Below are 21475 nucleotides of genomic sequence, written 5' to 3' on the forward strand. Positions count from 1 at the left end.
ACCCACCCGGACCGGCGGAAGGAGCCCAACGCTCCTCCCGCCGGTCCTTTCCGCCTGCTCGCCCGCGACGAAAGCCTCCGTCCCGGACCGATCAGGGCAGTCGGACCTCCGGGCCGCTCAGCCGACGTGGCGGACCCGAAAGCGATCGGGCTCCGCCGGGTCCCGGTCGACGATTTGGATCGGTGGCCAGGTCCATTGCCACACGCCGGTGCCCGGCGTGCGGGAGAACCGGATCGGTCCGCGGGTGCCCTCGACCACCACGCGCGGCCATGAGTCGGCGATGGCCGCCCGGTCCGTGCCGTGGGAACGCAGCACCTCGGCGAGGACGGCGACGGTGTCCCAGCCTTCGAAGGCGACGAAGGAGGGCGCTTCGCCCAGCCGCTCGCGGAGCTCCTTCCCGACGCGTTCGCCGAGCGGACCGAGGCGCTCGGGCAGGTAGCGCAGATACGGGATGCCCGCGCCGTCCTCGCCCAGCAGCGCGCCCCATTCGGCGAACTCCGGTTGTCCGGCCGGAGCGCCGATCAGGATCTCCGCGAGGCGCCGGTCGCCCCGGACGGCCCTGACGATCGGCACCGCCGGCTCCGGATGGCCGACCAGCAGCAGGAGCGCCGTCGCGCCGTGGTCGACGAGCGCGTCGCACAGGGCCTCGGGGGTGAGCGCGTTCGCGTCGAGTTCGAGGACAGTGCCGCCGCGGGGAGCGAGGTGGTCCCGCAGGACGCGGGTCCCGGACGCCCAGTAGACGCTCGGCTGGGTGACCACGGCGATCCGGCGCCGTCCCGCGCCGAGGAGGAAGTCCGCGTAGACCCGCCAGCCGCGGGACTGGGGCGGGGCCAGGCGCGCGACCCGTCCCCGAGCTCCCGGCATCGCTCGAGCAGGGGAGACCCCATTCGTCGGCTCCTCGATGAGCGCGTCGAGCACCGCGGACGAGCAGAGGTACGGGACGCCGAGGGCGTCGGCCCGAGCGGCGGCGGCGCGGGCGACGACACTGTGGTACTCGCCCGCCACGGCGGCCACGCCCAGGCCGGCCAGTTCGTCCACGGCCGCCGCGGCCCGCTCCGGATCGGCCGCGGTGTCCCGGACCACCAGTTCCAGTGGTCTGCCGTCGATCCCGCCGACGTCGTTGACCTCGCGAACGGCCAGGTCGAGTCCTGTGAGCAGGTGTCGGCCCGCCGCGACCCAGCCCGGCCGCGTCAGGGGGACGAGAGCGCCCAGGCGGACGGACGACCCGTCCGTGTGCTCCGCTCCGGATGGCGATGGTGACCTGATCATGCCGGTCATTGGATCCACCACCATCACCCAGCGACAACTCCTTATTGGTCAGTCGCCCTCCCGCCACCGGTTCGTGGTCGGGAGGCGGCGGTCCTTGCCGAAGCCCTTGGCGGAGATCTTGGTGCCTGGCGGGTACTGGCGGCGTTTGTATTCGGCGGTGTCGACCAGGCGGAGGACTCGGGTGACCAGCTCCGGGGCGAAGCCCCGCGCGATGATCTCGGAGTGTCCCAGGTCGCGGTCGACGTAGAGGTCCAGGATCGCGTCGAGGGTGGGGTAGTCGGGGAGGGAGTCGGTGTCGACCTGGCCGGGGCGGAGCTCCGCGCTGGGCGGCTTGGTGATCGAGTTCTCCGGGATGGGCGGGGTTTCGCCGCGGGCCGCGGCTGCTTGGTTGCGCCACTTCGCGAGCTGGAAGACGACCGTTTTGTAGACGTCCTTGATCGGACCGTACGCCCCTACGGAGTCGCCGTAGAGGGTCGAATAGCCGCACGCCAGCTCGGACTTGTTGCCGGGGGCGAGGACCAGGTGGCCCTCCTGGTTGGAGATCGCCATCAGTGTGGTGCCGCGGATGCGGGACTGGAGGTTCTCCTCCGCCAGGCCGGTCAGGTCCAGCGAGCCCATGTACGCGTCGAACATCGGGCCGATGGGGACCGTGCGGTAGTGCAGTCCGGTACGGCGGGCCAGTTCGGCGGCGTCGTCCTTGGAGTGAGGGGAGGAGTAGCGGGAGGGCATGGAGACGCCGTGCACGTTGTCCGGGCCTAGCGCGTCGACGGCCAGGGCGGCGACCAGCGCCGAGTCGATGCCGCCGGAGAGGCCGATCACCACGCTGCGGAAGTTGTTCTTGGTGATGTACGCCTGGAGGCCCATGACCAGTGCGCCGTAAATCTCCTCGGAGGCGTCCAGGCGGGGGGCCGGGGCGGGCATCGGCAGCGCGGCATAGGGCGGCAGCGGGTCCGCGGAGAGCGTGACGTGGTCGATGCGGAGGCCGTCGTCCACGACACCGGACGGCGGCTCGGGCGCGGCGGCCGGCAGCTCCAGGTCGAGGAGGAGGCACTGCTCGGTGAACTGCGGGGCGCGGGTGAGCACATCACCGGCCGCGTCCACCACGATCGAGTCGCCGTCGAACACCAGGTCGTCCTGGCCGCCGGTCATCGCCAGATACGCCGTCGTGCAGCCCGCCTCCTGGGCGCGCTTGCGCACCAGCTCCAGCCGGGTGTCGTCCTTGTCCCGCTCGTAGGGGGAGGCGTTGACGGAGAGCAGCAGACCCGCGCCGGCCGTGCGGGCCGCCGGGACCCGGCCGCCGTCCTGCCACAGGTCCTCGCAGATGGCGAGGGCGATGTCGACGCCGTGCACCCGGGCGACGGGGAGCGTGTCGCCGGGGACGAAGTAGCGGTACTCGTCGAAGACGCCGTAGTTGGGGAGGTGGTGCTTGGCGAAGGTGAGGGCCACCCGGCCGCGGTGCAGCACGGCCGCGGCGTTCTGCGGGGCGCCCGCTGGCCGTCCGTACCGTGGCTGGGCACTCTCGCAGCGGTCCAGGTAGCCGACCACGACGGCGGTCTCGCCGAGGTCCTCGTCGGCCAGCCGGGCGGCCAGGGCGCGCAGCGCGCCGCGGCTCGCCTCGACGAAGGAGGGCCGCAGCGCGAGATCCTCGACGGGGTAGCCGGTCAGCGCCATCTCGGGGAATGCCGCCAGGTGCGCGCCCTGTCCGGCCGCCTCCCGGGTGCGGCGCACGATCGTCTCGGCGTTCCGGGCGAGGTCGCCCACACAGAAATCGGTCTGATGCAGAGCCAGGCGAAGTTGAGGCACGCGGCCGAGTGTAATCGTCGTACTGACGTTATGTGGGGCTGTCGCGTTTCGGGGGTGTTGCGGGGGCGGGCCCGGGTCCCGGGTCCCCGGGCTCGCCCCACTTCTCAGCTGCTCTGCGCCTTGTTGTACAGGTTCTTCGCGTCGTCGCCGAAGTACGGGCCGAACATCGTGTTGGGCAGGAAGGTGTAGCCGAAGCTGTTCACCGAGGACTGGAGCCCGGTGCCGGTCTTCTCGTCGAACCCGGTGAACCACGGCCCGCCGCTGGAGCCGCCGGTCATGTTGCACTTCATCCCGTGGTCCTTGGAGAGCAGCGGGTCCTTGAAGGTATTGCCGCTGCAGTAGATGAGCTTGCTGCCGTCGTAGGGGGACGCCGCCGGGTAGCCGAAGGCGTACATCTTCTTGTTGTATCCGGTGTTGAAGGCGACGCCCTGGGCGCCGACCGCGTCGGTGAGGTGCTTGCCGTTCAGCGGCGGCACGACCGCCGCGCCGACGTCGTAATTGATGTCCTCGCTCGCGGTCCACTGCGGGGTGGCGAGGGTCTTGCTCGCGGCCCACTTGCCGTGCGGGGCCTGGCCGTCGTGGTAGCCGGGGACGAAGACCCAGTTGGTGTGCCAGGCGCCGTCCAGCTTCACGCAGTGCCCCGCGGTGAGGACCGTACTGCGGTTCTCGCTGGTCACCGCGTTGCCGGAGCAGGATGCCTGGCGGCCCTGGTAGGTGAAGAAGACCCGCCCTGCGGTGGTGGTGACCTTGCCGCCGCCGGTCCACGGCGCGCCGGCCTGCGGGAAGGACTTCAGGCCGGGCGACGGCAGGGACGGCAGGGTGGGCGGTACGGTCGCTTCCTTGCCGCGCGGCACGGCGTGCGCGGCCGGGGCGGACGCCGCGCGGGCGGCCGCGGCGTCGAGTTTCTTCCGGGCGACGGACAGCAGGTCGAGCGGCTTCGCGGCGCGCATCCGGTCCGCCGTCCAGAAGGCGGCCGCCTTCTTGGCGTCCTGCGTGGCGGCGGCGGAGGCAGCGGCGCCGGGCGGTTCGGCGGCGCCGGCCGCGGGGGCCTGCAGCGCCGTGGCGCAGAGGGTGCCGGCGGCGAGCAGCGCCGCGGCGGTGATGCGGGCGGACGTCCGGCCGGATATCCCCGTTATTGCGGAGCCGGACGTGCGGGAGCGGTGGCGCCGGACGGTGCCGGTGCCCTGGACGGTCTGTCTCACGCGTACCCCCTGGTGCGGTGGTCCCGCGGGTGCGCGGGCCACGACGTACGGACCGCCGGCCGGCGGCCCGGAGCGGAGTGGACGTACAGCGATGTGCAGAGGCAGCGTCCCACCGCCCCGGTGCCACTGTCAGGGGCGCGTCAAGGGTTTGGCCGGAACCGCCGGGGAACGCGAAACCCCGTACGGCCCCCGGGCCTGCCCGAAGGGGCCGTGACAACGTAATGTGACGGTAACCCCCGCACGCGATACTGGCGTGCCGCGCCCCGTCAAGGGCGATGGGCGTGGACAGGCCGTTCGACCTGCAAGGATTGGTGAACATGGACAAGCAGCAGGAGTTCGTGCTCCGCACGCTGGAGGAGCGCGACATCCGCTTCGTACGGCTGTGGTTCACCGATGTGCTCGGTTTCCTGAAGTCGGTCGCGGTGGCCCCCGCCGAGCTGGAGCAAGCCTTCGACGAGGGCATCGGCTTCGACGGTTCGGCCATCGAGGGCTTCGCGCGGGTCTACGAGTCCGACATGATCGCCAAGCCCGACCCCGGCACCTTCCAGATCCTGCCGTGGCGCGCCGAGGCCCCCGGCACCGCCCGGATGTTCTGCGACATCCTGATGCCGGACGGCTCCCCGTCCTACGCGGACCCGCGCTACGTCCTCAAGCGGATCCTGGCCAAGACCTCCGACCTCGGGTTCACCTTCTACACCCACCCCGAGATCGAGTTCTTCCTGCTCAAGGACAAGCCGGTGGACGGCGGCCGGCCCACCCCCGCCGACTCCTCCGGCTACTTCGACCACACCCCGCAGAACGTGGGCATGGACTTCCGGCGCCAGGCGATCACGATGCTGGAGTCGATGGGCATCTCGGTGGAGTTCAGCCACCACGAGGGCGCCCCGGGCCAGCAGGAGATCGACCTCCGGTACGCCGACGCGCTGTCCACGGCGGACAACATCATGACCTTCCGGCTCGTCATGAAGCAGGTCGCGCTGGAGCAGGGCGTGCAGGCGACCTTCATGCCGAAGCCATTCTCGGAGTTCCCCGGCTCCGGCATGCACACCCACCTCTCGCTCTTCGAGGGCGACCGCAACGCCTTCCACGAGTCGGGCGCCGAGTACCAGCTCTCCAAGGTCGGCCGGTCCTTCATCGCGGGCCTGCTGCGGCACGCCGCGGAGACCTCCGCGATCACCAACCAGTGGGTGAATTCCTACAAGCGGATCTGGGGCGGCGCCAACCGCCCGGCGGGCGCCGGCGGTGAGGCCCCCTCGTACATCTGCTGGGGTCACAACAACCGCTCCGCGCTGATCCGTGTCCCCATGTACAAGCCCGGCAAGATGGGCTCGACGCGGGTCGAGGTGCGCTCCATCGACTCCGGCGCCAACCCGTATCTGACGTACGCGGTGCTGCTGGCCGCCGGGCTCAAGGGCATCGAGGAGGGGTACGAACTCCCCGCAGGCGCCGACGACGACGTGTGGGCCCTGTCGGATGCCGAGCGCCGCGCGATGGGCATCGAGCCGCTCCCGCAGAACCTCGGCGAGGCCATCTCCCTCATGGAGCGCAGCGAACTGCTCGCGGAGACCCTGGGCGAGCACGTCTTCGACTTCTTCCTCCGCAACAAGAAGCAGGAGTGGGAGGAGTACCGCTCCGAGGTCACCGCCTTCGAGCTGCGCAAGATGCTGCCCGTGCTGTAACCGCAGGTCAGCGGCGTACTAGCTCCGCAGTGACGTTTCGGGCCAGCGGCGGTGAGCCGTTGGCCGGCGTGCGTCTCATGCGGCCTGGGCCGCGGCCCGGCGTCCCTGGGGGTGACGGCGCCCGTTGGGCCGTCTCGGGGCCGCCGGGAGGGCGGCCCCGGTTCGCGTTGTTTCAGTTGTTGCCACCGCGACACTGCAAGAAGGTCAGAACCCAAGGGGGCAAATTCTCAGTCCGGCGGACCGAGCTCCTCGGATGGCATCTGTCGCCAAACCGCGCGACTCATCGATGTGGTCGTTCGCCTTGTCCGTGTTTCCGGCTGTGGCCCAATCGACTGCAGCTTCCAACTCGACAGCGGCAGAGTCGGCGGCGAAATAGGAGTCATTCACCTTCTCTTGCAGGGATGGTGGCATCTTCACGTCCCCCCAGTCTTTCAAGGCCGACCGGATTATGGTGACCCTCTGCCTCAAGTACCGGGTGTAAGTTTCCTGATCCCCTTGCCACGGCTCAGGGCCGAGCGATTGAAGAGCGGGGCGGTATTTCGCGCATTCTCGGTCCGCCTCCGTGACGTACTCGCGCTCTGTTTGGAAGTCGCTGAGTGCAGTGATCACTGCCCAGGCGATCGGAACAGCCGCCAAGACGACACCTGCCACGCCGAGGACCATAGCCCTATTTCGAGACGGACGCTCAGCAGTTTGTGAGTTCGTTCCGTCTGAATTCCGGGAACCGGTTTCGCTCTCCTCGGTCATTGATCTTTCCCCCCTCCGGTGAATGTGGTGCAAGTGAAGCTACGGCCTGTTGGTGAAGTGTCCTAGCCTCAAAGGCCAGTGCACGGATGTGCGCAGGTGTGCACCGCGTCGAACGCGCGCCGTTTCTTCGAGTAACTTGATAAATGCTGACTCAGGAGCCACAGGGGCACCTGCGTTCTGAAAGGGAATTACGGCAAAGGGGTATGGAAAGCTGAAGTCCTGCAAGTCGGACGGTGGTCGACGGCGGCGCCGGGCCGCCCGGGCGACCTGGCGGTGTGGGGCAACGGGCACGACCGCGCCGGGACCCGCCGGATGCATGCCTGCTGTCCCTGACTCGCTCGCCCGGCTCGCTGACCGCTAACACACTGATCAGGGCCCATGAGCGCTGCCAGCAGGCTTGCTAACGTTAGCGGCGCATGCTGCTATCGCCAGCGACTCGTCGAGCGTGGTCGTTGGGCCGTCGGGGGCTGTCGAAGGGTGACTGACGACAGCCGAGGACGACCACTGACAGCGGCTCCGCGGCTGGTCACGGATGACGATGAGGGAGTGGTGCGAGGTGGCTGTTCAGGCGCATGAGTTCCTGCGCAACAACAAGCAGGAGTGGGAGGAGTACCGCTCCGAGGTCACGGCCTTCGAGCTGCGCAAGATGCTGCCGGTGCTCTGAGGCACAGCACGTCAATCATCTGAAAAACCGATCCGGCAGGTTCTCCGAGAGGCAACCGCCCGATGGCACTTCCCGCTCCGCAGGGACGGCGGAGCAGCACGTTCACCCGGATGCTGCGGCACGGTTTCACCGATCCGCAGGCTGCCGGGAAGCTGCTGGACGCCCCCGCACTGTCCTCCGTACGGTCCGATTCGGTGCTCCTCGAAGCGCTCGGCGGCACCGCCGATCCGGACCAGGCGCTCATGGGCCTGGTCCGGCTGGCCGAGGCGCAGTCGGAGGAGGACCGGCAGCGGCTGCTGTCCACGCTGGTCACCGCCAAGCCGCTGCGGGACCGGCTGCTCGGCGTGCTCGGGGCCTCGGAGGCGCTCGGCGACCACCTCGTACGGCACCCCAAGGACTGGGAGTCGCTGGCCACGTACGAGTCGGTCGATCTGCACCCCACCACCCCGGAGTTCGAGCAGGCGCTCGCCGAGGGCATCTGGGGCGAGCGGGGCGCGAAGCTGTCCCGCGAGGATGCGCTGCGGGTCGCGTACCGGCGGGCGCTGCTGGGCATCGCGGCCCGTGACGTCTGCGGCACGACGGACGTGGCGCAGACCGCGGCCGAGCTGGCGGACCTGGCCACGGCCACGGTGCGGGCCGCGCTGGAGATCGCCTCCGAGGAGCAGCCCGAGGACGCGGCCGTCAGCCGGCTCGCCGTCATCGGCATGGGCAAGTGCGGCGGCCACGAGCTGAACTACGTCTCCGACGTGGACGTCATCTTCGTGGCCGAGCCCAAGGACGGCGTCGAGGAGTCCGACGCGCTCCAGGCCGCGACCCGGCTCGCCGCCCGCATGATGCGCGTCTGCTCCGACGTCACCCCCGAGGGCACGATCTGGCCCGTCGACGCCAACCTCCGCCCCGAGGGCCGCAACGGCCCGCTCGTCCGCACCCTCAGCAGCCACCTCGCGTACTACCAGCGCTGGGCCAAGACCTGGGAGTTCCAGGCGCTGCTGAAGGCCCGCACGGTGGCCGGCGACCCGGAGCTGGGGCAGGAGTACGTCGACGCCGTCACCCCGCTGGTCTGGCAGGCAGCCGAGCGCGAGAACTTCATCGTCGACGTCCGACAGATGCGCCGCCGGGTCGTCGCCAACATCCCGGCGGGCCAGGTCGACCGCGAGCTCAAGCTCGGCCCCGGCGGCCTGCGGGACGTCGAATTCGCCGTCCAGCTCCTGCAGTTGGTGCACGGCCGCAGTGACGCCACGCTGCGCAGCGCCACCACCCTCGACGCCCTGAAGGCGCTCGCCGCCGGCGGCTACGTCGGCCGCCAGGACGCCACCGCGCTGGACGCCGCGTACCGCTTCCTGCGCACCCTGGAACACCGCATCCAGCTGTACAAGCTGCGCCGGACGCACCTGATGCCCGAGGACGAGCAGGACCTGCGCCGGCTCGCCCGCTCGCTCGGCATGCGCACCGAGCCGGTCGACACCCTCCGCAAGGAGTGGAAGTGGCACGCGCGCGAGGTGCGCCGGATCCACGAGAAGCTGTTCTACCGTCCGCTGCTGGACGCCGTCGCCGTCCTGGAGCCGGGCGAGATCCGGCTCTCCGCCAAGGCCGCCGGGCAGCGCCTGGAAGCGCTCGGCTACGAGGACCCGGTCGGCGCGCTGCGCCACCTGGAAGCGCTGGCCTCCGGCGTCTCCCGCAAGGCCGCCATCCAGCGGACCCTGCTGCCGGTGCTGCTCGGCTGGTTCGCCGATTCCGCCGACCCGGACGCCGGGCTGCTGGGCTTCCGCAAGGTCTCCGACGCGCTCGGCAAGACGCCCTGGTACCTGCGGCTGCTGCGCGACGAGGGCGCGGCCGCCGAGAACCTCGCCCGGGTGCTGTCCGCCGGCCGGCTCGCCCCCGATCTGCTGCTGCGCGCCCCCGAGGCGGTCGCGCTGCTCGGCGCGCCCGACGGGCTGAAGCCGCGCGGCCGGGCCGCGCTGGAGCAGGAGGTGCTGGCCGCGGTCGGCCGCGCGGACGGCGCCGAGCAGGCGGTGGCGGCGGCCCGCGGGGTGCGCCGCCGCGAGCTGTTCCGCACCGCGGCCGCCGACCTGATCGGCGCGTACGGCACGGAGGCCAGCCCCGCCGAGGAGGATCACGGGCAGGCCGTGGACGTGGTGGGCTCGGCGCTGTCCGACCTGAACGCCGCGACGGTCGCGGGCGCGCTGCGGGCCGCGGTGCGCGAGCAGTGGGGCGACACCCTGCCGACCCGCTTCACCGTGATCGGCATGGGCCGCTTCGGCGGCCACGAGCTGAACTACGGCTCGGACGCGGACGTGCTGTTCGTGCACGAGCCGCGCGAGGGCGCGGACGAGCAGGAGGCGGCCAAGGCCGCGTTCGCGGTGGCCAACGAGATGCGCCGGCTGCTCCAGCTGCCCTCCTCCGACCCACCGCTGATGATCGACGCGGATCTGCGCCCGGAGGGCAAGACCGGCCCGCTGGTGCGCTCGCTCGCCTCCTACGCCGCGTACTACCGGCGCTGGTCGCTGACCTGGGAGGCACAGGCGCTGCTGCGCGCCGAGCCGGTCGCGGGCGACGAGGAGGTCGGGCGGCGGTTCATCGAGCTGGTGGATCCGCTGCGGTACCCGCGCGAGGGGCTGGGCGAGGACGCGGTACGCGAGATCCGCCGGCTCAAGGCGCGGATGGAGTCCGAGCGGCTGCCGCGCGGGGCCGACCCGACGATGCACACGAAGCTGGGGCGCGGCGGCCTCAGCGACGTGGAGTGGACCGTCCAGCTGCTCCAGATGCGGCACGGCCACGAAGAGCCGGCGCTGCGCACGACCCGCACCCGCGCGGCGCTGGCCGCGGCGCGGGACGCCGGGCTGATCGGCGCGGACGACGCGCGGACGCTGGACGAGGCGTGGGTACTGGCGACGCGGGTGCGCAACGCCGTGATGCTGGTGCGGGGCCGCCCGGGTGACACCTTCCCGGGCGACGCCCGGGAGCTGGCCGCGGTCGGGCGCTACCTCGGGTACGAGGAGGGGCACGTGGGGGAGATGCTGGACGATTACCGGCGGATCACGCGGCGGGCGCGGGGTGTCGTCGAGGAGATCTTTTACGGGGCCTGATGTGCCCCGGTTGCGCTGTGCCCGTCTGCAGCGCCGCTGTGGTTGCTCGCGCAGTTCCCCGCGCCCCTGACGGGGCGCAGGCCCCTGCAGTACTCCAGGAAGCCCGCCAGCGTGAGATCGAAGGCCTGGTCTGCGCGGGAAGGGCCCGTCGCCGACTGGGCGGCGGCGAGCCGGGGTGCCTCGGAGCCCTCGGTGACCTCCCACATCGTTTCCGGGGCCGACATGTCCAGGGCCGAGCCCAGGACGATGTTGTCCAGGCCGGTGATGATCGGCAGGACCAGGGGCGGGGCGAAGCCCGCCTCCGAGAGCAGCCCGGCCACGGACTCGTACTGCGCGAGCACCCGCGGGGCGCGGATCGGTGACGTCATCAGCATCGGGATCGTCCGCGGGTGGGCGGCGAAGGCGGCGCGGTAGGAGCGGGCCCAGCGCTCCAGGGCGGTGTCCCAGGGCACGTCGCTCAGCGTGGCCGGGTCTATCGCGTCAGTCACCCGCTCCCGCAACAGTTCGATCACGCCGGCCCGGCCGTCCACATGGTGATACACCGAGGCGGTCTGCACGCCGAGCCTGCGGGCCACCTCCGGCACGCTGAAGTCGCCTTTTTCATCGACGAGTTCGAGCGCCGTCGCACCGATGCGCTCCCGGTCCAGCAGGGCCTTCCGCGGCCGCCCCATGTTCGTTTCTCCTGCCCGTGAGGTCTTCCCGAATCGTACGGCGGCGACTACATTGCCGAAAACCGAAAGGCTTTAGGTTTTCGCCGCGGTCATGCTGCCGTTCCACCCGTGTTCGTGCCAGGCCGCCCCACCCCCTCTTCCGCAGCAGAAGGGCAAGAGCGCATGGCCGTAGAGTCCGGGGCCCGCGACGGGTCGCCACAGCACACCGCACCACCACCCGGCGAGGGCGCCCCCGCCCTGCGCAAGGGCACCCTCGGCGTCGCCGACATCGCCTTCTTCGTGGTCTCCGCCGCGGCGCCGCTCACTGTCATGGCCGGCGTCGCGCCGCTCGCCATCGGCGTCGGCGGCATCGGTGCCCCCGTCGGCTATCTCCTCGCCGGCGCCACCCTCGCCCTCTTCGCGGTCGGCTTCACCGCCATGACCCGGCACGTGAAGCACGGCGGCGGCTTCTACGCGTTCATCACCAGGGGCCTGGGCCGCCCGGCCGGTTTCGGCGCCGCCACGCTGGCCCTGCTCGCGTACAACGGCATGCAGATCGGCGTGTACGGACTGCTCGCCACCGGCACCCAGGACGCGCTGGAGGCGCTCTGGGGCATCCACGTGCCCTGGCCGCCGATCGCGCTCGGCGGCGTCTTCGTCATCTGGTACCTGGGCTACCGCTCGATCGACTTCGGTGCCAAGGTCCTCGGCGTCCTGCTGGTCGCCGAGACCGGCATCCTCGCGCTGCTGGCCGGCGGGGTGCTGCTGGACGGCGGCGCCGAGGGCCTGGCACTGGACTCGTTCACGCCCGGCAACGTCCTCGTCCCCGGCACCGGCGCGGTCCTGGCCTTCGCCTTCGCCGCCTTCACCGGCTTCGAGTCCACCGCCATCTACCGCCGCGAGGCCCGCGACCCCGGCCGCACCATCCCGCGCGCCACCTACATCGCCGTCGGCTTCCTCGGCGTCTTCTACGCCTTCAGCGTCTGGGTCGTCATCCAGGCGTTCGGCGGTACGAAGGTCCTCAAGGCGGTCGCCACCGACCCGGCCGGGCTCTTCTTCACCGCCACCACGCACTACGTCGGGGCCTGGGCCGCCGACCTGATGCACGTCTTCATCGTCACCAGCATCCTCGCCTCGCAGCTGGCCTTCCACAATGCGATCAACCGTTACGGGCTCTCGCTGTCCCAGGAGGGCGTGCTGCCGCCGCTGCTGGGCAAGGTGCACCCCAAGCACCGCTCCCCGTACGTCGCCGGAGCCTTCCAGAGCGGGCTGGCGCTGCTCGTCGTCGCGGGCTTCGCGCTGGCCGGCGCCGACCCGTATCAGCAGCTGCTGCTGTGGATGAACACCCCAGGAATGATCGGTCTGTTGACCCTCCAGGGGATCACCGCGGTCGCCATCCCGTTCTTCTTCCGCCGCATCCGGCACCAGGAGGGCCGCTGGCGCACGGTGATCGCGCCGATCGCCGCCACCGTGCTGATGGCCGGCGCGCTCTGGCTGGTCATCGCCAAGATCGGGCTGATGACCGCGGCCCCCCTCGCGACCAACACCGCCCTCGTCCTCACCGTCCCCGCCGCCTTCGCCGTCGGCGTCCTGGTCGCCGTGCGCTTCCGCCGCAACCGGCCCGCGGTGTACGCGGAGTTCGCGGCCGAGCCCGCCGACTGACCACGACGGCCGTACCACCGCAACCCCCCGCAGCCGTTTCGCAAGGAGATCCGAAACAGTGTCCGAGTCCCGCAGCACCGCCGCCGACACCGTCCTGACCGGCGCCCGCGTCCGCACCCTCGACCCCGCCCGGCCCTGGGCGAGCGCCGTCGCCGTCAAGGACGGCCGGATCGCCGCCGTCGGCGAGGAGCACGAGGTACGGGACTGGCGCGGCCCGGACACCGAGGTGATCGACCTGGCCGGGGCCACCCTCACCCCCGGACTGGTCGACGGCCACAGCCACCCGGTCTGGGGCGGCGAGATGGCCACCGGACTGGACCTCTCCGGCTGCCGGGACCTGGACGGGCTGCGGGACGCGCTCGCCGGCGCGGCGCGCGCGGCCGGCCGCGGCGAGTGGGTCATGGGGTACGGCCTGGACCACAACACCTTCGGCGGCCGGCCCGTCCACCGCGACCTGATCGAACCGGCCCTCGGCGGCGTCCCCGCCTTCCTCCGCCTCTACGACGGACACTCCGCGCTGGCCACGGGCCCCGCGCTGGCCGCCGCCGGCATCGACGGGCCGCGCGCCTTCGACCAGCGGGCCGAGATCGTGTGCGACCCGGACGGCCGGCCCACCGGGCACCTCGTCGAGCACGCCGCGATGGACCTCATGCTGCCCGTGCTGCCCCGCCCCAGCGCGGCCGAGCGGCGCGCCCGGCTGCTCACCCTGCTGGGCGAGATGGCCGCGACCGGCCTGACCGGCGCGCACGTCATGGACCTGGAGGGCCAGGACGTACTGGACGTACTGGCCGGGATCGAGGACGGCGGCGAACTGCCGGTGCGGCTGCGGATCGCGCCCTGGTGCATGCCGGGCGCCGACCGGGCGGCCCTGGACCACCTGATCGAGCTGCAGCGGCGGGCCGGCCGGCACTGGCGGGTGGGCGGCGTGAAGTTCTTCATGGACGGCACGGTCGAGGGCGGTACCGCCTGGCTGGAGCACGCCGACTGCCACGGCCAGGGCACCGAGGCGTTCTGGCCGGATCCCGCCGCGTACACCCGCGCCGTGCACCACCTCGCGAAGGCCGGGGTACGGACCGCCACGCACGCCATCGGGGACGCGGCCGTCCGGCACGTCCTGGACACCGTCGAGGCGCTGGGCGACCCGGCGCAGCGCGGGATGCACCGCATCGAGCACATCGAGACCGTGCCGAACGAGCAGCTGCCGCGGTTCGCGGCGCTCGGAGTGGCCGCCTCGATGCAGCCCACCCACACCGCGTACACCCGCGCCGACCACACCGACGAGTGGTCCAAGCGGGTCGGCGAGGAGCGGGCGGCCCGGGCGTGGCGCTGCCGCGACCTGCGGGACGCGGGCGCGGTACTGGTCCTCGGCTCCGACTGGCCGATAGCCCACTACGACCCGCGGGGCGTGCTCGCGACCGCCCGGCTGCGCCGTCCGGCCGGGTCGCCGGAGACCGCGCCGGTCACCGTCGAACAGGCGCTGACGGGGGAGATGGCGCTGGAGGGCATGACGTCGCACGCGGCGCTCGCCGTGGGCGAGGAGTCGTACGGGGGGCGCGTTGCGCCGGGCTTCCGGGCGGATCTCACCGCGCTGGGCGTGGACCCCATTTCCGCGCCGGCCGACGAGGTGGGTGAGGCGCCCGTGGCCCTCACCATGACCGGTGGTGTTGTTGTGCACCGCGGCGTGGGCTGACGCGCGAGCCCGGCTGCCGCCGGGCTGTCCTCAAACGCCGGACGGGCTTGTTTGTGGGCTCGGTTCCGACGGACGGGTCGGGGCCGGGCCCGGTCGGGGGAGGCGCGAGAGGGTGGTGCCGTACCAGAGGCGGGCCACCGCGAAGGCGAACGCCAGGCAGAGCACGCCGCCCACCGCGTCCAGCCAGAAGTGATTGGCCGTGGAGACGATCACCAGCAGGGTCAGCACCGGATACAGCACGCCCAGCGCCCGTACCCACGTGTGCCGCGCCAGCAGCGCGAGGGTGAGGCCGCACCACAGCGACCAGCCGATGTGCATCGAGGGCATCGCCGCGTACTGGTTCGACATGCTCGCCAGGTTGCCCGAGGCCATCGAGCCCCAGGTGTCATGCACCATGACCGTGTCGATGAAATGGCCGCCCGGCATCAGGCGGGGCGGCGCGAGGGGGAAGAAGTAGTAGCCCAGCAGGGCGACCGCGGTGGTCAGGAAGAGGACCAGCCGGGAGGCGGCGTAGCGGCCGGGGTGCCGGCGGTAGAGCCAGACCAGGACGCCGACGGTGACGATGAAGTGCAGCGTGGCGTAGTAGTAGTTCATCGCGACGATCAGCCAGGTCACTGCATTCATCGCGTGATTGACGGTGTGTTCGACGGCGATGCCGATGCTGTGCTCGGCCCGCCAGACCCAGTCGGCGTTTCTCAGCGCCTGCGTCTTCTGCTCCGGCACGGCGTTGCGGATCAGGGAGTACGTCCAGTAGCTGACCGCGATCAGCAGGATCTCGAACCACAGTCGAGGTCTTGCCGCGCCGCGCACCCGGGCGGCGGACGCCCGTCCGCGAGGCGGGCCGGAACGCTGCGGTGGGGGTGTCGGTGCGCTCGTCCGGCCGTCAAGGATCCTCGCGTTGGCATCACCCATAGCCCGACAGTCTGCCAGAAATCGGGGTAGACCCGATCATCCTGGAGTCGGGTCCTGGACAGCCTTTCTCGCCCCGGAGGGGGAGGCTATACCCGTGCCGCCGTCGGGGTCCGTGCGCCGCGCCGAGGCCGTCGAACCGCGCACCACGAGCTCCGGATGGAAGACGAACTCCGTACGCAGCGGGGCCCGCGAGGTCCCGGACGGGCTCTCCGGCAGGTCGGCGCCCACCTCCTCCAGCAGGGCCCGCACCGCCGCCTGGCCCATGGCCTGCACCGGCTGCCGGACGGTGGTCAGCGGCGGGTCGGTGAACGCGATCAGCGGGGAGTCGTCGTACCCCACCACCGAGACGTCGTCGGGCACCTCCAGGCCGCGCTGCCGGGCCGCCCGGATCGCGCCGAGCGCCATCATGTCGCTCGCGCAGACCACCGCCGTGCAGCCGCGCTCCAGCAGCGCACCGGCCGCGGCCTGCCCGCCTTCGAGCGTGTACAGGGAGTGCTGCACCAGCTCCGTCGCCTCGTCGGCGGTCATCCCGAGCTGCTCGCGCATGGCGCGCAGAAAGCCCTCGACCTTCCGCTGCACCGGCACGAAGCGGCGCGGTCCGAGCGCGAGGCCGATGCGCTCGTGGCCGAGGGCCGCGAGGTGGGTGACCGCGAGGGAGATCGCCACGCCGTCGTCCGGGGAGATGAAGGGCGCCTGGACTTTGTCCGAGTAACCGTTGATCAGGACGAACGGCACGCCCTGGCCGCGCAGCGCCTCGTACCGGCCCATGTCCGCCGTGGTGTCGGCGTGCAGCCCGGAGACGAAGATGATGCCGGCCACGCCGCGGTCCACCAGCATCTCGGTCAGCTCGTCCTCGGTCGAGCCGCCGGGGGTCTGCGTGGCGAGCACCGGGGTGTAGCCCTGACGGGTCAGGGCCTGGCCGATGACCTGCGCGAACGCCGGGAAGATCGGGTTCTCCAGCTCGGGCGTGATCAGCCCGACCAGCCCGGCGCTGCGCTGCCGCAGGCGTACCGGGCGCTCATAGCCCAGGACGTCCAGTGCGGCGAGTACGGACTGGCGGGTGGTGGCGGAGACGCCGGGCTTGCCGTTGAGCACCCGGCTGACGGTGGCTTCGCTGACACCCGCCTGTACTGCGATGTCAGCCAGGCGCGCGGTCATGGAAGCCGACCTTACCGGTCGGGATCCGGCTTGCCCACCACGCGCAGGATTCGCCGGGGAGGCGGACCCGGCCGTCCTCGGTGCGCAGCGGCGCACTCGCGAGCAGCGGGCGGCCCGCGCCCGACACCTCCACCGGCCGGGTGCAGGTGTTCAGTACGCACACGAAGCCGTGCCGGCGCAGCGCCAGCACCCCTTCCGGCGCGTCCAGCCAGCTCATCCGCCCGTCGCCGAGGCCGGGCAGCGCGCGACGCCAGGCGAGCGCGGCACGGTACAGCTCCAGCGTGGAGCCGGGGGTGCCGGTCTGCGCCTCGACGGTCAGCTCCGCCCAGCCCGCCGGCTGCGGCAGCCAGCTCCCGCCGGGCCCGAAGCCGTACGGCGCCTCCGTACCGGACCAGGGGAGCGGCACCCGGCAGCCGTCGCGGAAGCCGTCCTGGCCGTCGCCGCGGAAGAACGCGGGGTCCTGGCGGACCGCGTCGGGCAGCTCGGTGACCTCCGGCAGCCCCAGCTCCTCCCCTTGGTAGAGGTAGGCGGAGCCGGGGAGGGCGAGCATGAGGAGGGTGGCGGCGCGGGCGCGCGCGAGGCTGCCGAGTCGGGTGGTGTGGCGGACCACGTCGTGGTTGGAGAGCACCCAGGTGGTGGGCGCGCCGACCAGGGAGGTGGCGGCCAGCGACTCGTCGATGACGCGGCGGAGCGCGGCCGCGTCCCAGTCCGCTTGCAGAAAGTGGAAGTTGAACGCCTGGTGCAGCTCGTCGGGGCGTACGTAGCGGGCGAGGCGGCCGGCGTCCGGGGCCCATGCCTCGGCGACACCGATGCGCTCCGGGGATCCTCCCTGCTCGGAGAGCTCGGGGGAGTAGGAGTCCAGCAGCCGGCGCCAGTGGCGGTGGATCTCGTGCACACCGTCCTGATCGAAGAAGGGGAGCACGTCGGTGCCGATGAGGCGGGCCTGCTGCCGGCGGCCGACGTCGGGCAGCCCCGGCGCCTTGACCATGCCGTGCGCGACGTCGATGCGGAAGCCGTCGACGCCGCGGTCCAGCCAGAACCGCAGGATCGCATCGAACTCGGCCCGCACCTCGGGGCGCTCCCAGTCCAGGTCGGGCTGTTCGGGCGCGAAGAGGTGGAGGTACCAGTCGCCGCGCTCGGTGCGGGTCCAGGCGGGGCCGCCGAAGACGGACTCCCAGTCGTTGGGCGGCAGCTCACCGTGGGTGCCGCGACCCGGCCGGAAGATGTACCGCTCGCGGGCGAGGTCCGGGTCGCGGAACCACGGGTGCCGGTCGGAGGTGTGGTTCGGGACGATGTCGGTGATGACGCGCAGGCCCAGCTCGTGGGCGGTGTCCAGGAACGCCTCGGCGTCGGCGAGGGTGCCGAAGAGCGGGTCGACGGCGCGGTGGTCGGCGACGTCGTACCCGCCGTCGGCCTGCGGTGACGCGTAGAACGGCGTCAGCCAGACGGCGTCGGCGCCCAGCTCCTTCAGGTACGGCAGACGGGCGCGGGCGCCGGGCAGGTCCCCGATGCCGTCACCGTCACCGTCCCCGAAGGACCGTACGTAGATCTGATAGATGACGGCGTCGCGCCACCAGCCGGTGCCGGGGCGGTCCGGGGCCGGCGGCGCGGCGGGCGAGGGAAAGGTCAGCTCATGGGTCATCGGCCGTCCTTCGGTCGATCGGGCTACTGATGATCAACGCCCCGACGGGGGCCGGGGTGACGGGTCGAGGTAACCGGGCTGCAACATCTTCCGGTGGTCTTGCAGAAATTTGCCGCAAGCTCTTTCGGTTTCTTTTCGCCGCTGTTACGTTCCTGACGCCCTCTCGGGCGGATTCCTACGTACCTCGTTCGTAACTCGTACGTATCTCGGGCTTTTCCAGAAGGAGTTCACAATGCGACGTGGCATAGCGGCCACCGCGCTGGTCGCGGGTCTGGCACTGACGACGACCGCTTGCGGCGGTGACGGTGGCGGGAGCGACCAGAAGAGCGGCGGCAAACTGTCCGGTACCGTCACCTTCTGGGACACCTCCAACGACGCCGAGAAGGCGACGTACAAGAAGCTCGCCGAGGGCTTCGAGCGCGAGCACCCGGGGGTCGACGTCAAGTACGTGAACGTCCCCTTCGGCGAGGCCAACGCCAAGTTCAAGAACGCGGCCGGCGGCAACTCCGGCGCGCCGGACGTGATGCGTACCGAGGTCGCCTGGGTCGCCGACTTCGCCAACCTCGGCTACCTCGCGCCGCTGGACAACACCCCCGCGCTGGACAAGAACGAGGACTTCCTGGAGCAGGCGGCCGGCAGCACCCGCTTCAAGGGCAAGACCTATGCCGCGCCCCAGGTCATCGACACCCTCGGGCTCTTCTACAACAAGAAGCTGCTGAAGGAGGCGGGCGTCGGGGTGCCCAGCACCTTCGACGAGCTGAAGACCGCCGCCAAGAAGATCAAGTCCAAGACCGGCGCGACCGCGCTCTACCTGCGCGGCGACGACCCGTACTGGTTCCTGCCCTACCTCTACGGCGAGGGCGGCGACATGGTCGAGGCCAAGGGCAAGAAGGTCCTCATCGACGACCCGGCCGGCGTCCGGGCCTTCGCGACGATCAAGGACCTGGTCGACTCCAAGGCCGCCGTCACCGATGCCACCGACGGCCAGGAGAACCAGCTCAAGGCCCTCAAGGACGGCGACGTCGCGATGGCGGTCGACGGGCCGTGGGACATCGAGGGCGCGCTGGCCGGCAAGGAATTCAAGGACAAGAGCAACCTCGGCGTCGCGCCCGTGCCCGGCGGCAGCAAGGCCCAGGGCTCCCCGCAGGGCGGCTGGAACCTCTCCGTCTACGCGGGCTCCGGCAACCTCGACGCCTCCTACGAGTTCGTGAAGTACATGAGCTCCGCCAAGGTCCAGCAGCAGACCACCGAGAAGCTGAGCCTGCTGCCGACCCGCAAGTCGGTCTACGACGTGCCGTCCGTCAAGGACAACGAGATGGTCAAGTTCTTCCGGCCCGCCGTCGAGAAGGCCGTCGAGCGCCCCTGGATCGCCGAGGGCAACTCGCTCTTCGAGCCCGTCAAGGTCCAGATGAACAAGGTCCTCACCGGCTCCGCCACCCCCGAACAGGCCGCCAAGAACACCGGTGACGCCTACCGGAAGCTGCTCAAGGACTACAAGTGACCACGCTCGCTCCCCCCAAGAGCCAGGAAAGAGCGGTGCGCTCCGCGCCGCCCGGCCGCCTCCGCCGGACCCTGAGCACCCACTGGTACGCCTGGACCATGGTCGCCCCGGTGGTGCTCGTCCTCGCGGTCATCATCGGCTACCCGCTGGTCCGCGGCCTGTACCTCTCGCTCACCGACGCCACCGAGGCCAATGTCGCCCGCGACATCGGCATGAACCACATCCCGGCGACGTACAAGTTCGTCGGCCTGGACAACTACACGGCCGTACTGAGCGACAGCGTCTTCTGGAGCCGGCTGGGCTGGACCGTGGTGTGGACCGTCGCCTGCGTCGGGCTCACCTTCACGCTCGGCCTGGTCCTCGCCAACCTCCTCAACCGCAAGCTGAAGGGCCGCACCTTCTACCGGCTCGCGCTGATCCTGCCCTGGGCGATCCCGGCCTTCATCTCCGTCTTCACCTGGCGGATGCTCTACAACGAGAAGCACGGCCTGCTCAACAAGCTCCTCCAGGGCGGCGGCATCGACGCGATCCCGTGGCTCAACGACCCGACCTGGGCAAAGCTCTCCGTCATCGCCGTCAACGTCTGGCTCGGCGTGCCCTTCATGCTCGTCGCGCTGCTCGGCGGGCTGCAGTCCATCCCCGGTGAGCTGTACGAGGCCGCGGAGATGGACGGCGCGAGCCCCTGGCAGCGGTTCCGCCACATCACCGTGCCGTCCCTGCGCTCCGTCTCCAGCACGGTGATCCTGCTCAGCACGATCTGGACCTTCAACATGTTCCCGGTGATCTTCCTGCTGACGCGCGGCGGGCCCGGCGACGCCACCGAGATCCTCGTGACGTACGCCTACCGGCTCTCCTTCATCGACAGCCCGCGCAACTTCTCCGAGTCGGCCGCCTGGGGCGTGCTGATCCTGCTGCTGCTCTCGGCCGTCGCGATCGTCTACCGGCGCAGCCTGCGCAAGCAGGGCGAGGTGTGGTGACCGTGCGCGACAAGAAGAGAAGCCCGCTGGCCTCCACCGGCCTGCACGCCACCCTCATCGCCGCCGCCGTCGTCGCGGTCTTCCCGCCGCTGTGGCTGCTGGTCACCTCCTTCAAGCCGAAGAACGACGCCTTCACCACCGAGCCGGTCACCGACTTCACGCTCGCCAACTACACCCATGTACTGGCGGACACCGCGTTCCTGACCTGGTTCGGGAACTCCGTGGTGATCGTCGGCGTGACCACCGTCCTCGGCGTCTTCCTCGCCGCCACCACCGGTTACGCCGTCAGCCGCTTCCGCTTCCCCGGGATGCGCCCGCTGATGTGGCTGCTGCTGATCACGCAGATGTTCCCGGTGGCCGTGCTGATCGTGCCGCTGTACAACCTGATGGCGAGCCTGGGCCTGCTCAACCAGCCCACGGGCCTCGTCATCACCTACCTCACCATCGCCGTGCCGTTCTGCGCCTGGATGATGAAGGGGTTCTTCGACACCATCCCGGTGGAGATCGACGAGTCGGGCCGCGTCGACGGGCTCAACCCCTTCGGCACCTTCTGGCGGCTCGTCCTGCCGCTCGCCCGACCCGGGCTCGCCGTCACCGGCTTCTACACCTTCGTCACGGCCTGGGCCGAGGTCGCCTACGCGTCCGCCTTCATGACCGGCGAGGAGAACCTCACCCTCGCCGGCGGCCTGCAGACCTTCGTCAGTCAGTACAACAACGACTGGGGATCGATGACCGCCGCGGCCGTGATCGTCGCCGTGCCCGCGGCCGCCGTCTTCGCCTTCGCCCAGCGCCATCTCGTATCCGGCCTGACCGCCGGCACGACCAAGGGATGA

General features: G+C 71.1%; 15 protein-coding genes and 1 pseudogene. 8 read left to right on the forward strand and 8 right to left on the reverse strand.

Features of this window, described 5'->3' with window-relative positions:
• Positions 1 to 117: 117 nt before the first annotated feature.
• The 3 genes from CCS38_RS18735 to CCS38_RS18745 all read right to left on the reverse strand — a co-directional run bounded on the left by CCS38_RS18735 (position 118) and on the right by CCS38_RS18745 (position 4199).
• The gene (locus CCS38_RS18735; protein WP_223734442.1) at positions 118 to 1269 is read right to left on the reverse strand and encodes an ABC transporter substrate-binding protein; all 1152 of its coding nucleotides are present in this window, start codon (positions 1267 to 1269) and stop codon (positions 118 to 120) included.
• A gap of 48 nt (positions 1270 to 1317) precedes the next feature.
• Positions 1318 to 3072, reverse strand: coding sequence for an NAD+ synthase (locus tag CCS38_RS18740; protein WP_223734443.1), 1755 nt, complete (start codon positions 3070 to 3072; stop codon positions 1318 to 1320).
• A 104-nt stretch (positions 3073 to 3176) separates the two neighbouring features.
• Positions 3177 to 4199 carry a trypsin-like serine peptidase gene (locus CCS38_RS18745; protein ID WP_372457114.1) on the reverse strand — a complete coding sequence of 341 codons (1023 nt, stop codon included), beginning with the start codon at positions 4197 to 4199 and terminating at the stop codon, positions 3177 to 3179.
• A gap of 392 nt (positions 4200 to 4591) precedes the next feature.
• Here CCS38_RS18745 and glnA2 point away from each other — a divergent pair, with 392 nt between their 5' ends.
• The gene (gene glnA2 / locus CCS38_RS18750) at positions 4592 to 5953 is read left to right on the forward strand and encodes a gamma-glutamylpolyamine synthetase GlnA2 (protein ID WP_030256929.1); all 1362 of its coding nucleotides are present in this window, start codon (positions 4592 to 4594) and stop codon (positions 5951 to 5953) included.
• A 204-nt stretch (positions 5954 to 6157) separates the two neighbouring features.
• Here the strand turns inward: glnA2 and CCS38_RS18755 are convergent, their stop codons facing one another.
• Positions 6158 to 6604: a hypothetical protein gene (locus CCS38_RS18755; RefSeq protein ID WP_223734444.1), complete on the reverse strand. Its 447-nt coding sequence runs from the start codon at positions 6602 to 6604 to the stop codon at positions 6158 to 6160.
• A 673-nt stretch (positions 6605 to 7277) separates the two neighbouring features.
• Here CCS38_RS18755 and CCS38_RS18760 point away from each other — a divergent pair.
• Together CCS38_RS18760 and CCS38_RS18765 are read left to right on the forward strand one after the other, a co-directional pair.
• Positions 7278 to 7364, forward strand: a pseudogene (locus tag CCS38_RS18760) (glutamine synthetase); the annotation flags it as partial.
• A gap of 62 nt (positions 7365 to 7426) precedes the next feature.
• A complete protein-coding gene (locus CCS38_RS18765; protein WP_223734446.1) occupies positions 7427 to 10450 on the forward strand; it encodes a bifunctional [glutamine synthetase] adenylyltransferase/[glutamine synthetase]-adenylyl-L-tyrosine phosphorylase in 3024 nt (1007 codons plus the stop codon).
• Here CCS38_RS18765 and CCS38_RS18770 read toward each other — a convergent pair.
• Positions 10438 to 11121: a TetR/AcrR family transcriptional regulator gene (locus CCS38_RS18770; protein ID WP_223734447.1), complete on the reverse strand. Its 684-nt coding sequence runs from the start codon at positions 11119 to 11121 to the stop codon at positions 10438 to 10440. The genes CCS38_RS18765 and CCS38_RS18770 overlap by 13 nt on opposite strands.
• 162 nt (positions 11122 to 11283) lie before the next feature.
• On the opposite strand from CCS38_RS18770, the gene CCS38_RS18775 reads away from it, so the two are divergent.
• Positions 11284 to 12762, forward strand: a complete 1479-nt coding sequence (locus CCS38_RS18775; protein WP_223734448.1) for an APC family permease — start codon at positions 11284 to 11286, stop codon at positions 12760 to 12762.
• Between the two features lie 58 nt (positions 12763 to 12820).
• Positions 12821 to 14452, forward strand: a complete 1632-nt coding sequence (locus tag CCS38_RS18780) for an amidohydrolase (RefSeq protein ID WP_223734449.1) — start codon at positions 12821 to 12823, stop codon at positions 14450 to 14452.
• A gap of 30 nt (positions 14453 to 14482) precedes the next feature.
• Here the strand turns inward: CCS38_RS18780 and CCS38_RS18785 are convergent, their stop codons facing one another.
• From CCS38_RS18785 to CCS38_RS18795, 3 genes are read right to left on the reverse strand one after another with little or no spacing between them, the layout of a single operon-like run.
• Positions 14483 to 15364 (reverse strand): phosphatase PAP2 family protein, encoded by an 882-nt coding sequence (locus CCS38_RS18785; RefSeq protein ID WP_223734450.1) that lies wholly within the window; start codon positions 15362 to 15364, stop codon positions 14483 to 14485.
• Between the two features lie 36 nt (positions 15365 to 15400).
• Positions 15401 to 16522 carry a LacI family DNA-binding transcriptional regulator gene (locus tag CCS38_RS18790; RefSeq protein ID WP_223734451.1) on the reverse strand — a complete coding sequence of 374 codons (1122 nt, stop codon included), beginning with the start codon at positions 16520 to 16522 and terminating at the stop codon, positions 15401 to 15403.
• On the reverse strand, positions 16503 to 18164 hold the full coding sequence (locus tag CCS38_RS18795) for a glycoside hydrolase family 13 protein (RefSeq protein ID WP_223734452.1): 1662 nt from the start codon (positions 18162 to 18164) through the stop codon (positions 16503 to 16505). The genes CCS38_RS18790 and CCS38_RS18795 overlap by 20 nt, the downstream gene beginning before the upstream one ends.
• A gap of 232 nt (positions 18165 to 18396) precedes the next feature.
• Here CCS38_RS18795 and CCS38_RS18800 point away from each other — a divergent pair, with 232 nt between their 5' ends.
• The 3 genes from CCS38_RS18800 to CCS38_RS18810 all read left to right on the forward strand — a co-directional run bounded on the left by CCS38_RS18800 (position 18397) and on the right by CCS38_RS18810 (position 21475).
• Positions 18397 to 19665: an extracellular solute-binding protein gene (locus tag CCS38_RS18800; RefSeq protein ID WP_223734453.1), complete on the forward strand. Its 1269-nt coding sequence runs from the start codon at positions 18397 to 18399 to the stop codon at positions 19663 to 19665.
• A gap of 98 nt (positions 19666 to 19763) precedes the next feature.
• The gene (locus CCS38_RS18805; RefSeq protein ID WP_223734462.1) at positions 19764 to 20642 is read left to right on the forward strand and encodes a carbohydrate ABC transporter permease; all 879 of its coding nucleotides are present in this window, start codon (positions 19764 to 19766) and stop codon (positions 20640 to 20642) included.
• Complete coding sequence (locus tag CCS38_RS18810; protein WP_223734463.1) at positions 20639 to 21475, forward strand: sugar ABC transporter permease; 837 nt, start codon at positions 20639 to 20641, stop codon at positions 21473 to 21475. Before CCS38_RS18805 ends, CCS38_RS18810 begins: the two co-directional genes overlap by 4 nt.

The organism is Streptomyces purpurogeneiscleroticus (assembly GCF_020024005.1).
Taxonomy (GTDB): Bacteria; Actinomycetota; Actinomycetes; order Streptomycetales; family Streptomycetaceae; genus Streptomyces; species Streptomyces purpurogeneiscleroticus.